We start from the raw sequence: 13082 nt of genomic DNA on the forward strand, positions 1-13082 counted from the left end.
ACAACGTCTCGGCGAGGGCAGGCAGTTCGAACGGTTCCGGCAGGGCCAGCGTCGCCGCGATCCGCTCACAGCGCCGCCAGAGGCTGCGCCGTTCCGCCGGCGACCCGACGTGCTGGGCCGCCGGCCCGTGTGTCCCCGGGGGGCGTCTCCGCAAGATCACTGTCGGATTCTCCCCTCCCGGCGCGCGATCGCCTCGATCATGTCGCTGATGGTACCGAGCCCGTCCGGCGAGAGGGTCACCGCCCGGAGCACAACCTCGCGGACCCCGGCGTCCCGCAGCGCCCCGATCAGCTCCAGTTCGTCGGCGAGCCGCGCGCCCTGCTCGTCCTCGAAGAAGTACGCGGGTGGCACCTGGAAGTAGTGCGCCAGGGACTCAAGGTGACGCTTGGTCGGGTTGTCGCGCCGCCCGGTGCGCAACTGCCAGAGGTAGACGGCCGAGAAGCTCCTGCCGGTCGCCTCCCGGCAGGCCCGGGCGACCTCCTCGTTGGTGCACGGCTCGCCCCCCGGCCGGCGGACGGCGGTCCGGAAGAGCCGCTCGATGCGGGCCGCGAGGGTGCTCGGTACAGCCGACCGCTCTGCCGTCACTGAGCGTCTCCCCTCCCCCGAGCTCCTCGCGCTCGTTCATCTCAGCATATGCGTATTGGATTCAGATTCATACTGGCTTATCTGCTGAGGCTGTGTCAGTGTTTGCGCCGCGCCGACCGGTTGTCGAGCCGTCCGGCGCGCTTCCCCGACGCGAAACCCCGAAGGAGTACCCATGAAGCTCAGGACGTCCCTGGTCGCCGCGGCACTCGGCGCATCGTTGCTCACCTCCGTGCCTGCGGTGGTGGCACCGACCCTGGCCGCCGCCCACGACTGCACCATCTTGACCCCCGGATCCGACGACCTGGAGTGCGGCGGCAGCTTCTCGGAGACGATCGACTGGAGCAGCGGCGAGATCGGTGAGACGTTCGACGGGGATACCGTCGTCATCGTGGGTCGGGCGCAGCCGCCGCGCATCCCGGCGGCTCCCGCCGTCGCCCCCGTCCCCGGCGGCTCGGGCGTCCCTGGCGGCTCGAACGGAGGCACCTTCGCCAGGCCCTACAGCTACGGCCAGAAGTGGACCGTCGTCCAGGACTGCCTGCAGAACACCTCCACCAAGGACCAGAAGTTCACCCGCAACTCCTCGTACAACGTCAACTACGAGGTCAGCACGAACGCCTCCGCGAAGGCTTTCGAGGTCCTCACGGCCACCCTCGGCACCAAGTTGAACGCCACGATCACCCAGAACACCGGATGGGACATCACCATCCCCGCAGGCCAGAGGTTCGGGCTGAGCGTGGAATACCAGACCATCACCTACATGGTCCCGACCGGCGTCTCCACCGTCGAGTTCGTGAACGTCACCGTGCCGACAGCCACACTCACCGGCGTCGCCTGCTGACTGCCGGAGCTCCGCGCAGCGGGGCGGGCTCGGCACGAAGATCCACCTGGCGTGTGAGTAGGGCCGGAAGCCGTTGTCGTTGCTGGTGACGGCAGGTCAGCGCGGTGACAGTCCACAGTTCGTGCCGGCGCTGAAGGTGATCCGGGTATCAAGGCTGGGCCGGGGTCGTCCGCGGCGGACTCCGGTTCGGGTGCGGGCCGACGAAGCGTACTCATCGGCCGCCACCGTGCTTGCCTGCGCAGGTGTGGAGTCCGGTGCAGGATCGCGGAGCCGGTCGACCAGGTCCGCTGGTGGCCGACCGCCTGCGTTCGACCCCGAGGGTGACAAGGCCCGGCACGCGGTGGGGTGCGCGATCGGCCGTCTCAAGCGCAACCGTGCTGTGGCTACGCGCTTCGAGACGCTCGCGGTTCGGTTCGAGGCCGTGCAGCGGCCACTCGCAGCCTTCGGCCGGTGGGCGGGCTCGAAGTGGGTGCCCGCTGTCGTGGCTCGACAGCGGGCATCCTGTCGACGGCGGTCCGGTGACCGACCCTGTGGCCGGATCTGCGACGACGTCGTCATTGCGGTCGCCGCGGGGCGGGCACCATGATCGGGGCAAGCTCACCCCGCGGGCCGTCCCCTCGGGTTCGACCGTCCGGGCGGGTGCTGCGCTGTGGCGCGGGGCTCGACGTCAGTGGGCGCGTCTAGGCTCGGTTCGACTCCCGGGTCCGAGTGAGAGGCGTGAATGTCATGTCGCGAGTACGCGTGCACAACTTCAGCGTGTCCCTGGACGGGTTCGCCGCCGGGGAGGGGCAGGGGCTGGAGGCCCCGTTCGGGCATGCCGGGACTCGGCTGGTCGAGTGGTTCTTCCAGACCCGCGCCTTCAACGAGATGCACGGCCGGGCGGGCGGCGGCAGCGGTGTCGACGACGCCCTCGCCTGGACCTGGGGGCCCGGGATCGGGGCGGAGATCATGGGCCGCAACAAGTTTGGGCCGCAGCGAGGCCCGTGGACGGACGAGGAGTGGAAGGGCTGGTGGGGAGAGAACCCGCCGTTCCACACCCCGGTGTTCGTGCTGACCCACCACCCGCGGCCGTCGCTGGAAATGGAGGGCGGCACGGTCTTCCACTTCATCGACGCCTCACCCCAGGAGGCGCTGCGGCAGGCCCGCGAGGCCGCGGGCGGCCTCGACGTGCGGATCGGTGGGGGGCCGGCCACGGTCAGGCAGTTCCTCGCGGAGGATCTGGTCGACCACCTCCACGTCGCCCTCGTGCCGATCGTCCTGGGCCGCGGTGAGCGGCTGTGGGACGGGCTCGAAGGGCTGGAGCAGCGGTTTCAGGTCGAGTCGGTGACGACACCTGGCGGCATCACCCATCTGACCTTCACCCGGCCGTAGCTCCGCCGCCCGCCGTAGCGACGGCGGGACCGGGCCGGACGCGGTGCTGAGGCTGCGCCCGCGAGCACCACGTTATGGGCGCCCTGGCGGCCGGGCCGGCCCATCCCCGGCCATCCCGCCGGAGTCGATATCCCCAGGCGCCGGGGCAGGCCGCGCAGCCCGGCGGCGAGCCCCGCAGAACAGCGGGCACCGGCGCCCCCGGGCGGCACCGTGGTGGTCGTCCGCCGCGTGAGCCGTTGCGCAGCGGGAGCCGCTGGTCTCGGCGACGAGGTCGGCGGGGTCGTCGGCGCCGTCGAGGAGGCTGTGGGCCATGCGGACGGACGGCTCCCGCCGGTGGTCGTCCCGGGCATGGAACGTGGGGTGGTGGTGCGGCCCCGGGCGGGTTGCTCCCAGGCGCGCGGGCGGGGTGTTCGGTGCTCCGGCACCATCGGGCCGCGGCGCGGGGGCAGTGGCCCTCACGCCGTGCTCACCGCCCAGTCCCCCGCCGCTCCGGGGCCGGCGTCCACCCGCCCGGGCGACGGGAAGCCGGAGGAGGACGGCCCCGATCAGGCCCTGACTGCCCTGGTGCTGCTGCGCGAACTGCGCACCCAGCTGGCCGGCTGGCCGGCTGGGAAGCCGGCCTGGTGGAGAGCGCCCGCGCCGCCGGTGCCACCTGGGCCGACCTCGCCCGCCCCATGGGCGTCGCCAGCCGCCAGGCCGCCGAGAACCGCTACCTGCGCCCCGGCCGCGCCCCGGCCGGGACGGGCACCGGCGCGGAGCGGGTCAAGGCCGTTCGCGACCGCCGGGCCGCCGACCGCACGGTCGCAGCCTGGGCCCGCGACCATCCGGCGGAGCTGCGCGTCCTCGCCGCACAACTCGCCGCCGCCGGGCTGGACCCGAACGCACGTCCCGCCCAGGCCGCCCTGACCGCCGCCCGCGGCACCACCGACACGGCAGACCTCATCGAGCCGCTCACCGCCATGAGGCCGCATCTCGGCACCGAGCACGACGACCTCGCCGGCCGCCTCGACGCCCTCACCCGCCGCACCCACCAGCTCCGCGACGACAGCAAACAGCGCCGCGCCTGACCGCGACCCCGTCGCGCCGTCGCGCCGTCGGCGACGGCCCGCCACGGCTCCAGGCCCTCGCCGCCCGCGCTCGACCCGCGTGCCACCGCCCCGCGCCGCCGGTCAGGCAAACGAACGGTGTCGCCGGCAGGTCGGCGTGCTGGTGGTCCGTCCTCCGGGGTGGTGGTCCGTGCGCCCACCGGCCGGCACGGTCGCGCGCGGACGCTGGCGAGGCCGGGCACGCGGGCCGGGCTCGCCCCCGCCCCCTCGGCCGGTCACCGTGAGATCGCGCCACCCGGCGGTGGCGAGGATCCGCGCGCTCCGGGGCTTCACGCACCCACGCGTCGACGAGGCGCCGTCACCGCTCGGGGTGCCACTCGACGAGCATGACGGTGGCGTCGTCGCGCAGGTCGTGGTCACGGTGCGCCAGGAGGGCGTGCATGAGCCGGCGCAGCGCCTCGGGCGCCGGGTAGCCGGTTGCAGTCGCGGTGGCCCGCACGACGGTGTCGATGAGGCGCTGCTCCCCGAACAGGTCACCGTCGGCGGAGCGGGCGTCGGTCGGGCCGGCCGCGGTGCCGTGCCCGCCACCGTGGCCGGCCCCGAGGTCGCACCTCATCCCCCGGCCACGGGCAGCTGCTTGACGGGGCGACGGCCGCCCGCCGGCGGTGCACCGGTCACGCGATCGCTGGTTGCGTACAACCAACAACCGCAGCTACCAACGGCCCGCTCAGCGGGTTGGCATGCTTCCGTGCGGGCCGTTGACCACACGCGGGAGAAGCCCTTCAGCGAGGTAGAGGTGCCCGGGGAAGTAGTCCATGCGACGGCGATCGCCGTCGTCGACGGGCCAGCTGGCGGACGCCATCGGGCACTTGGGGTCCACTCGCTAGGACTCCGGGGGCAGGTACCGGTGTCCACGCCCTGGCGCTCCGCCGCCCCGTTCGACCGGGATCCACAGCTGGGAGTCGGTCTCCGCACCGATCTCCACCAGCTGCGTCCGCAGGAGCTCCGGACCTGCCCGGCTCGTATACGGGTTCGAGGGGAACCACTGGGTGAACACGTCCCGCCACAGCTCCTGCAGGGCGCTCGGATACGGCCCGTGGTTGTCGAAGACCGCCCAGGTACCGGCCGGCACGTCGAGGGTGTCCAGCTCATCGGCAACCGCCCCGGGACCGGTCACCACACCGATCCAGTAGTCGGCCTCGGCGCCCTCGTCCCGGCTGTCGGTCAGGTACACCACCGCCGACAGGATCCCCTCCGGCTCCTGACCGGCCAGCTCCTTCATCGTGACGATCGCTCTCCTGTCGAGACTTGCCAGGTGTGCCGCGGCGGCCTCGTTGACCCCCTCGTGGACGAGCGGAAGCCGGGCCTTCCTCCCGACGACCCGGAACGGCTCCTTCTCCACGATCCGGTACCGCATGGCCGTACTTCCTTCGACGATGCCAGTGACGGTCGGTGCACCCCCGAGGCCAGAGGTGGCCAGTGGCACCGCGGTCGTCGGTCCGAACCTGAAGAGCGACATCCGCACGGGGCGGCAGGTTGTCGGGTAGATCGAAACTCGAACAAATGTGCAACCAATGGGCATGGTGGTACTCAAGTCGGATAGGCGGAATTTTGATTGCCATGAGGCCATCCGAGGTGTGATTCTGATCACAGAACGGCGGGAGGCGTCATGGCAAAGCCCCGGTGGCACCACATGTTGATGCAGTCTCAGCGGCACGCCCTGAAGGCGGTCGATGAGTGGAACTGCTCGGGTGGTGACTACGGAGACTTCCTGACCCACATGCACAAGGCCTGGCACTACCTCCTGCATGCGGAGTTCCATAAGGACGGCGTGGACTACCACTACCGGGACCCCAAGACGGGCCGGCATGCGATCGTCGACGGCGAGCCCAAGGCCTGGGCCCTGGAGGATTGCCTGAAGCGGCGCTACCCCAACTCGGCGGACCCCGTTCGCCTCAACGCCGAGCTCTTCGTTCAACTGCGCAACAAGGTGGAGCACCGCTACGAGCACGGGCTCAAGGTTGTGACGGGTGGCAAGGCTCAAGCGCTCGTCTTCAACTTCGAGCACGAGATGGTGTCCCACTTCGGGCCGCTCTACAGCCTTGCCGATCGGTTGCGGTTCCCGATCTCGCTCCAGCAGCTCACGGCGGCCGGCCGCGACGAACTGCGTGCGGCCGCAGCCAAGCTACCGCGACGGACCCGTGACCTGGTCGCTCGCTATGAGGCGGTGCTCGACCAGGAGGTCTTGGATGATCTTCAGTACGACTACCGCGTTCGGCTGGTGCCCATCGTGGGTCCCAAGACCGATGCTGACCTGGCCATCAACTTCGTGCGATTGGACGAGCTCACCGAGGACGAGCGGAAGATCATGACGGAGGCGGGCCGAAACGGAACCGTCCTCGTTCGCGACCGTCAGGTTGAGGTGGCAGATAAGGGCAAACTGCTGCCGGGCAAGGTCGTCGAGCTGGTCGATAGCCAGGTGCCGTTTGATTTCAAGATCCATCACCACACTGAACTGTGGCACCGGCTGGGCGTACGGAAGCCGAAGGGGGCCGCAAAACCGTACGACACGGACGCCAGGTACTGCGTGTACAGCGAGGCGTTCGGGAACTACGTCTACACCGACGCCTGGGTGAAGCGGATCATCACCGAGGTTGGCACTCCGGAGAAGTACCGCGCGTTCTTTGGGGGTGAGCCGCAGGGGCAGGTGGTCCAGCTGCCCGGCCAATCCAGCGGCGAACACCAGGTCGACAACCTGGCGCAGAAGAAGTCCGCATGACATTCGATCAGAAGTTCGACGCAGCCCGTGCGGGACAGAAGGTCCGGCGGACGGCTGACCCCGTTCTGACGGTCGCCATCGGTACCATCGGCCGATCGGGGTAGCGGGTCGAGCCGACCCGACTGGGGAGGGTAGGTAGACGTGACTCGGTCAATGCGGGCGCAGCGGATTCACCCAGGAGCCTACGACGCTCTGCGGGAAGCGTTGGCTGCCATCTACTGGTACAAGGGTGATCTTGAGAACTTCATCCGGACCCGCAGCAGCGCCCACCGGGAACTGGTCGCCGGTCTCGACTTCACCGCCTACAAGATCGTGTTCGCCAAGGCGTTCGTAGCTCGGCTCCTGACGGGCGAGGAGCGGTACCGCGACCTCACCCTGAGCATCATGCTCGAAGTGGCGCAGATGGACAGCTTCCCCAGCCTGAAGCGGCACGCCGACGCGGCCACTCTCTTGCCGGCCGCCCAGGAGGCGGTGGCCGCGCTGAAGACCTGCACCGAGAAGCATCAGGGCATCATCGACGAGCGCCAGCGGCTCGCCGCGGATCTGGCCGAACACCGCGCAGCTGCTCAGGCCCAGCAGGGCTTCGCCACCAAGCTCGCGGCGCTCAAGGACCAGTTCATGGAGCTTGGCCAGATGGCGAACCGCCAGAAGGCGGGCCTGGCGTTCGAGCCGTTCCTGAACGAGCTGTTCCGCCTGTTCGATCTGGACCCCCGGTTGTCCTACAAGCTGGAGACCGAGCAGATCGACGGCTCGCTGTCCTTCGACACCGACGATTACATCGTGGAAGCGAAGTGGTGGAAGGAGCCGATGGAGCGGGGGCACGTGGACATCTTCGACGCCAAGGTCAGGCGCAAGGGCAAGAACGCCCTCGGGCTGTACATCGCCGCCAACGGGTTCACGTCGGGCGCCCTGCGCGAGCATGATCGCCGGACCTCGTTCATCACAATGGACGGGGGTGACCTCTACGCGGTGCTGGAGGGGCGCATCCCGCTCGATGAGCTGCTCAAGCGCAAGAAGCGCTACGCCAACGAGACCGGCAACTGCTACTTCCCGGCGCACCTGGCGCTGGGGTAGAGGCCGACTTTGCAGTTTCGGCCCCCAGGCCCGCGCTGATCCGCCAAGATCGGCTCCATGGACGTGGCGAAGCTCGTGCTGGAGTACGTGCAGGCTCTGGTGTGGCCGGTGTTCGTGCTGCTCTTGATGATCTTCTTCAGGGGTGAGTTCAGGGGCCTGCTGCATCGACTGCGGTCAGCCAAGGGCGCCGGCCTGGAGGCCGAGTTTGGCGACGAGTTTCGGGACGTCGAAGCTGAGACCCGCGAAGCGATCGTGGAGGAAACCGCGCAAGCCGCCGCCAGTTTGGAGCATCACGGGACACCGAGCGCGTTGATACCAGAGCCTGCGTCCGAGCTGCAAGTAGGTCAAGATCCTGCGGCGGGGCAGCATGTTGAGGTGCTCCAGCGACTGCTCAATGAGGGCGTCGTCGAGGAGCGTGCGCTCACTGAGACCGCGTGGGCGGCCATGACCACGATTCGGGAACGTCTGGCTGCTGGCGCTGACCATAACGATCTTGCTACGCCCAGGACCATCTACAACCGACTGGCTCCGTTGGTACGGGACCATCCTGAGGCCGCCATCCTGAGTGCCTGGCGAGATGTGGAGATGGCCGCAGACCGAGTCTTCGATCGGCTCCAGCGGGCTGGTGAGGCCGAGCCATTGACCAGGGAAGATCGACGCCGGCTATCCCTGCGCCAGAAGATCGAGGAACTCCGTCGAGCTGGCCTCGGTAGCAGAGCCGCAAGGTCCATGGAGGAACTGTTCCGGCTTCGCAGCGAGGTAGCACACGGTGGGACGCCGACGGTTGTGGATGCTGCGGACTACCTCGCCGCCTGCGACAACGCGGTCTGGGCGCTTCGACTCTTCAGCGCGTTGCACATGGACGATGAGCGGGGAGCTGTGCCGCTGCCGTAGTCAAGGCGAGGGCAGATCTTGACAGAGCTGCCGCGAGCCAAGAGGTGCTATGCGAAGGAGGCCGGCAACCGCAAATTTGCGGATCAACAGGTAATGGCTCAATAGAGATTGATCGATCACATCATCGCAGCCCCCACGCAAAGGAAGCGGCCATATGACCTGGGTTACCCTGCAAGCGAGTGATGACCCAGCCCGACCGCGGGCGGTGAGCTGGGACGACTACCGGACTTGGCTCATGCGGGAGTGGGCGGACCTGCTCGCTTCCGGTTGTGCGGAGGCGCCTGTCCAGAGGTTCCTGGAAGCCCATCCGTCACTCTTGCCTGGCGCGACCGACGATGTCGGGCCGGGAGGGCACCACGGCGCCACGTTGTGGTCGGTCATCTCACAGCCGGAGCTTCAAGGACTTGGGCGGCGCCGCTATCCCGACTTCATGTGGGTGCGGAGGGATACGGCATCCGTGCGCCCGATTTGCATTGAGATCGAAGATCCCTCCAAGCGTTGGTTCAACCCTGGGAATCAGACGCCGACCGCGGAGCTGACCGAGGCACTTGACCAGTTGATTGAATGGAAGGTCTGGTTCTCAAAGCCTGAGAATCAGTCAATCTTCCTCAAGACGTACGCGTCGGATTTCACCGATCGCACTCTTGAGCCGCAGTACGTGCTGATTTACGGGCGGGACGCGGAGTTTCGGCCAGGAACATCGCTTCATACAGACCCAGCGTACATGCGAGCCAAGCGAAATTACATGCGTAGGGATAACGAGCACTTCTACACGTTTGACAGTCTGAAGCCGATCGTGGAAGCCAAGGACTATGGCACGGTCTCTCGTTCCGTTCAAGGCTGGAACCTCAAGGCACTGCCACCAACCTTTACCACTCATCCGATGATGAGTGAGCTCTTCAAAGCTGTTGCCAGCCCAGAACTTGCTCTAGCCGATGTGCCGCTAATCGATGATGACCGGCGGGCTTACGTGGCAGAGCGTTGGGAGCATTGGCGTATTCAGGTACAACGAGACCGTCGGGATGGGCTAACGGCTACAGCTTTGGGTGGCGAGGGCGAGTAATCGCACCGCGCGGTTCCTGTCATGCTGAGGTTCAGGATTGGGGGCCAACTACTAATAGTATTGGGCGTTGGCCCCCGGTTACGGGCTTCAGCGTTTACGTCTGGCGCGGCTTGACTTACTTCTTCTTGCGCGGTAGCCCCTTCCGCTTGTTGATAGCATCAGCCTTCTTGGCAAGCTGCTGTGGGCGGGTGTCGTAGATTAGGGCCAGTGCGTGGTCGAGGAGGTCTGCGGCGTCAACCACGTCGGGCGCCGTAAGGGAGTCTTCGTGGCTTCCAGTGTTGCCAATCCACTTCACTGACATGAGAAACTTGGCCGGCTCCGGCCGCTTCTTCTCGAACTCAACGATTCGAGCATGCGTCGTCATGCGCTTGCCAGCCGTGGTCGTCTTCCGAACTCGCTGAAGAGTGAGCAACTCTTCGATGGCTGTGCGGAGGCGATTGGCAGCGGAGCTGGGATCGGTCCACAGGATCGTAGACGCCGATGCGACCAGTTCACGAACGGAATTAGGGTATTTCTCATTCGGCTGGATCAGAACCAGGCTAGGCAGAAAGAAGCGCGGCAAAACCACTTCTTCGTAGCTCTGCCCATCCCACCCCTCCGAATCCAGCTTCTCTGTCATCGTTTCCCAGTCTCCAGAAACGATGACCACCTGGCCGCATTGGCTACGGTCGCAGGTCAGTTCAGCATGGAACGTTCCGTGCAGCCACTCCGGCTCCCAACCTTCGTGGTCTCTGTTCGCGCGACTCGACAGACTTTCTACAGTCTGCAGCGACTTGCTGTCTGCAAGGCTCAGCGCCCCGCGGTAGCAGGAGGGGCAGGCCGTCTCCGGCCAGTTGGCAACCTGGAATGACTTGCTGAGGCTGCGCAAATCGCCGCCGTTGTTGAGTGACATGCAGGGCAGTATCGCACGGGCGCCGAGTGCAGGCGAGAGTTATTTGGAATCGTACTGGGTTGCGATCAGGTAGCCTGCTGACTATGGCGGAAGTCAGGAATGCCGCTCGGACTGGCTAGAGCAGGTCGGCGAATGCGCGAAGGAGAGCATTCACGTACGACCGCAGCGGTAGGTCATGCATTGAGATGACGTTCTCGCTCCGCCGGATTTGGCGGTGCATCACGTCATCGGCTGCCTTCTTGAACTCCACCAGCTTCCTCATATAGGCCTTATCCGTGTGACCCCACGGGTGACTGCTGGCCACCTGCTCGAAGCTTCCTTGGCCGAACACAGGCGGAACATGGTCGATGATCGCCCGCAGCAGCGCGTGGCAGGCGTACGGGTTCTCATTCGCGAAGTTGTCGTTGAGCTCACGGGCCAGCTGGAGGAACTTGTCGAGCTTCCAGGCCGTCGTGCCGGCCTTCTGCTCCAGCTCCGTGATGAGCTTGGCGTCGACGTACTCAGGCCGCGGCGCGGCCAGCACGATCGGTGTGGCGACTGGCGGGACGGCCTCGGGGAACACGAGCGTGTCGACCACTGGTGCGGCCCAGCGCCGCGGCAGCTCCGGACGTGGCATCAACTCAACGACACGCCGGACGTAGTCCTCCAGACTGTTGACGTCCCGATACTTCAGAATCTCGCGGTGGATGCTGCGACTCCAGTTGGTTGGGTCATCGGTGGACATCCATACGTTAGAACTGATCCGGGTCGCCGGCTCCCGGTCAAGGATGCCGGGAAGTGCCTTGAGGAACGGATCACCGATGGCGGGAAAACGCTCCTTGAGCACGGCCGATGAGAACTCTGCCCGAGTCACCGCCTGGGCCGACGTAGGCGTCTCTAGCTGAATATCGACGATGGCCTTGAAAACGCGGAGAAACCAGGCTCCCATGACCGGCTGAAGCTCGGGGGCATGAAGCGCGGCCGCTACAGTCAGTGCGGGCCGGCTATCGTCTTGCAGAATATTGCGGTCGAACGAGGCGATTCCGTAGCGAGCGCCATGCCCAGGGTCGCCGACCATGGGCAGTGAGCGAATGAGCTTGTCCGCGTTGAGGTCGCACTCTTCGAGCTGCGCGGCGACATAGTGCCAGACTGGCCACTCGCCGTCTCGCAGGTATGGGCCAGCCATGGTGGAGAGCAGTATCAGCTGGTCGTGATCGAGCGGCGCGAGTAGGTCTGACACGGGACCTTCCAATCATGCTGACACTGCCACAGTCGAGGGCAGGATCCTACACCTGACTGCTTTCGCTGCGCTCGCTGTTTTCGCAAATCTGATCTTCTGGGCTGAGTCGTGCGATACGCCGGCCCGATGCTATTTCGGCTTCTATGAGGTCCACTACAGCATTAACAGTGCTCCACCATATTGGAATCGTCCGTACGAGAGAGGCCGATCTTTCCTCTGTAGAGCCTTTTCCTGAGGTTCTAGCCTGGAGGTAGATGGCCTCCTCGGCCGAGTATCCTTTCTTGATCTCCTGGTACCACTTTTTGGCTTCCAGGAGCACTTTTTTGTTCTTGAGCACGAGGTTCGAGCCTAGAGCGATCAGCAGTCGCTTCTTCCCGGCCGGCGACGCCTGGCGGAAGGTGTCAGCCACTATTGTCAAGTCGTTGAACAGCTCTACTGCCACCCGACGCACAAGCATTTGTGTTGTGGCGTCAGTAGCCTGCAACTCCTGCGATAGTTCCGCAATCTCCTCCTTGTACCTAGTTTGCTGCGCTCGGAAATCCGTTGCCTCGATCTCCTCTGCGGCTCGCATGTCTATGAGGCGCTGCAACTTCTCCCGAGTCCTACTGAGCTCCTGCGCCCGGGAAGCCCGCACAGCGCTTACCTCGGCGTCCCGCGTGATATAGCGGCTCTCTATGATCTCAAGCGCACTGTCTCGAAAGTCAGGCATGATTCGATAGGCGCTCACCTCTTCCTCAAAGGCTGAGACCAGGGCTGCCTCGCTCAACGCCGGGTCCCGACACTCAATTCCCTTCATTTTGGCCAGCGTGGCGGTGAGGCTGGCGAAGCGCTCGTGCACCTCGGGACTGGAGACGGCCAGCGAAGTGTCGAGCGCAGCTTGGTTGACCGGCCGTGGGTGAATCTCAGCCCCACGCGCCTCCCACTTCGACACCATCCGGCCACTCACGCCCAGGTGGTCAGCGAAGGCCTCGATGCTCATGCGCTTGGCTTCGCGCAGGGCTCGGACCTCCGCCCCCGTCCACCGCTCCACCGTTGCCACCTGCGCCTATCCACCCCTTCAGTTGGGTACGGCTTTGGTCGTTCTGGCTGGCTGCGAGCTACAGCTCGTCGCCCGGAATGGCCATGAACTCCTTGCGCAGCTGCTCGATGACCGGGTGCGTGTCCGGCAGCGTCACGTCGTTCACGCCCGAGATCGCTCGAACGCCAATGGCGATGTTGGTGGCGAAGGCGGAAGATTTCAAGTCCAGTGAGACGGTCGTGAGGCTATGAGGTTTGTGGTGCGGGCTCGCGGCGCTTGGCGGGGTCGTTGATCCACGCCGTC

The 13082-nt window shown here is 66.2% G+C and carries 13 protein-coding genes and 1 pseudogene; 7 read left to right on the forward strand and 7 right to left on the reverse strand.

Going from position 1 to position 13082, the window contains the following annotated elements:
• Positions 1 to 156: 156 nt before the first annotated feature.
• The gene (locus ACIOFR_RS40895) at positions 157 to 585 is read right to left on the reverse strand and encodes an XRE family transcriptional regulator (protein ID WP_401005714.1); all 429 of its coding nucleotides are present in this window, start codon (positions 583 to 585) and stop codon (positions 157 to 159) included.
• Between the two features lie 172 nt (positions 586 to 757).
• Here ACIOFR_RS40895 and ACIOFR_RS40900 point away from each other — a divergent pair, with 172 nt between their 5' ends.
• The 3 genes from ACIOFR_RS40900 to ACIOFR_RS40910 all read left to right on the forward strand — a co-directional run bounded on the left by ACIOFR_RS40900 (position 758) and on the right by ACIOFR_RS40910 (position 3861).
• Positions 758 to 1423 (forward strand): DUF6426 family protein, encoded by a 666-nt coding sequence (locus ACIOFR_RS40900; RefSeq protein ID WP_401005716.1) that lies wholly within the window; start codon positions 758 to 760, stop codon positions 1421 to 1423.
• Between the two features lie 726 nt (positions 1424 to 2149).
• A complete protein-coding gene (locus ACIOFR_RS40905; RefSeq protein ID WP_401005718.1) occupies positions 2150 to 2794 on the forward strand; it encodes a dihydrofolate reductase family protein in 645 nt (214 codons plus the stop codon).
• Between the two features lie 623 nt (positions 2795 to 3417).
• Positions 3418 to 3861 (forward strand): HSP18 transcriptional regulator, encoded by a 444-nt coding sequence (locus ACIOFR_RS40910; RefSeq protein WP_401005719.1) that lies wholly within the window; start codon positions 3418 to 3420, stop codon positions 3859 to 3861.
• Positions 3862 to 4198: 337 nt separating this feature from the next.
• On the opposite strand, the gene ACIOFR_RS40915 is transcribed toward ACIOFR_RS40910, so the two are convergent.
• On the reverse strand, positions 4199 to 4456 hold the full coding sequence (locus tag ACIOFR_RS40915; RefSeq protein ID WP_401005721.1) for a SpoIIE family protein phosphatase: 258 nt from the start codon (positions 4454 to 4456) through the stop codon (positions 4199 to 4201).
• A 267-nt stretch (positions 4457 to 4723) separates the two neighbouring features.
• Complete coding sequence (locus ACIOFR_RS40920; protein WP_401005723.1) at positions 4724 to 5257, reverse strand: GyrI-like domain-containing protein; 534 nt, start codon at positions 5255 to 5257, stop codon at positions 4724 to 4726.
• 252 nt (positions 5258 to 5509) lie between these two features.
• Between ACIOFR_RS40920 and ACIOFR_RS40925 the strand changes: the two genes are divergently transcribed.
• The 4 genes from ACIOFR_RS40925 (at position 5510) to ACIOFR_RS40940 (ending at position 9650) form a co-directional block, all read left to right on the forward strand.
• On the forward strand, positions 5510 to 6619 hold the full coding sequence (locus ACIOFR_RS40925; RefSeq protein WP_401005725.1) for a DUF3644 domain-containing protein: 1110 nt from the start codon (positions 5510 to 5512) through the stop codon (positions 6617 to 6619).
• A 204-nt stretch (positions 6620 to 6823) separates the two neighbouring features.
• Positions 6824 to 7693, forward strand: a complete 870-nt coding sequence (locus ACIOFR_RS40930) for a restriction endonuclease (protein ID WP_401005727.1) — start codon at positions 6824 to 6826, stop codon at positions 7691 to 7693.
• Positions 7694 to 7750: 57 nt separating this feature from the next.
• Positions 7751 to 8587, forward strand: coding sequence for a hypothetical protein (locus ACIOFR_RS40935; RefSeq protein ID WP_401005729.1), 837 nt, complete (start codon positions 7751 to 7753; stop codon positions 8585 to 8587).
• 154 nt (positions 8588 to 8741) lie between these two features.
• Positions 8742 to 9650 carry a Shedu anti-phage system protein SduA domain-containing protein gene (locus tag ACIOFR_RS40940; protein WP_401005731.1) on the forward strand — a complete coding sequence of 303 codons (909 nt, stop codon included), beginning with the start codon at positions 8742 to 8744 and terminating at the stop codon, positions 9648 to 9650.
• A gap of 115 nt (positions 9651 to 9765) precedes the next feature.
• On the opposite strand, the gene ACIOFR_RS40945 is transcribed toward ACIOFR_RS40940, so the two are convergent.
• The 4 genes and pseudogenes from ACIOFR_RS40945 to ACIOFR_RS40960 all read right to left on the reverse strand — a co-directional run.
• On the reverse strand, positions 9766 to 10542 hold the full coding sequence (locus ACIOFR_RS40945) for a DUF4145 domain-containing protein (protein WP_401005732.1): 777 nt from the start codon (positions 10540 to 10542) through the stop codon (positions 9766 to 9768).
• 115 nt (positions 10543 to 10657) lie between these two features.
• Positions 10658 to 11761: a hypothetical protein gene (locus tag ACIOFR_RS40950; RefSeq protein WP_401005734.1), complete on the reverse strand. Its 1104-nt coding sequence runs from the start codon at positions 11759 to 11761 to the stop codon at positions 10658 to 10660.
• Positions 11762 to 11807: 46 nt separating this feature from the next.
• The gene (locus tag ACIOFR_RS40955) at positions 11808 to 12800 is read right to left on the reverse strand and encodes a helix-turn-helix domain-containing protein (RefSeq protein ID WP_401005735.1); all 993 of its coding nucleotides are present in this window, start codon (positions 12798 to 12800) and stop codon (positions 11808 to 11810) included.
• Between the two features lie 58 nt (positions 12801 to 12858).
• Positions 12859 to 13082, reverse strand: a pseudogene (locus ACIOFR_RS40960) (hypothetical protein); the annotation flags it as partial.

Origin of the sequence: Kitasatospora sp. NPDC088346, assembly GCF_044740765.1 — a bacterium.
Classification (GTDB): Bacteria; Actinomycetota; Actinomycetes; order Streptomycetales; family Streptomycetaceae; genus Kitasatospora.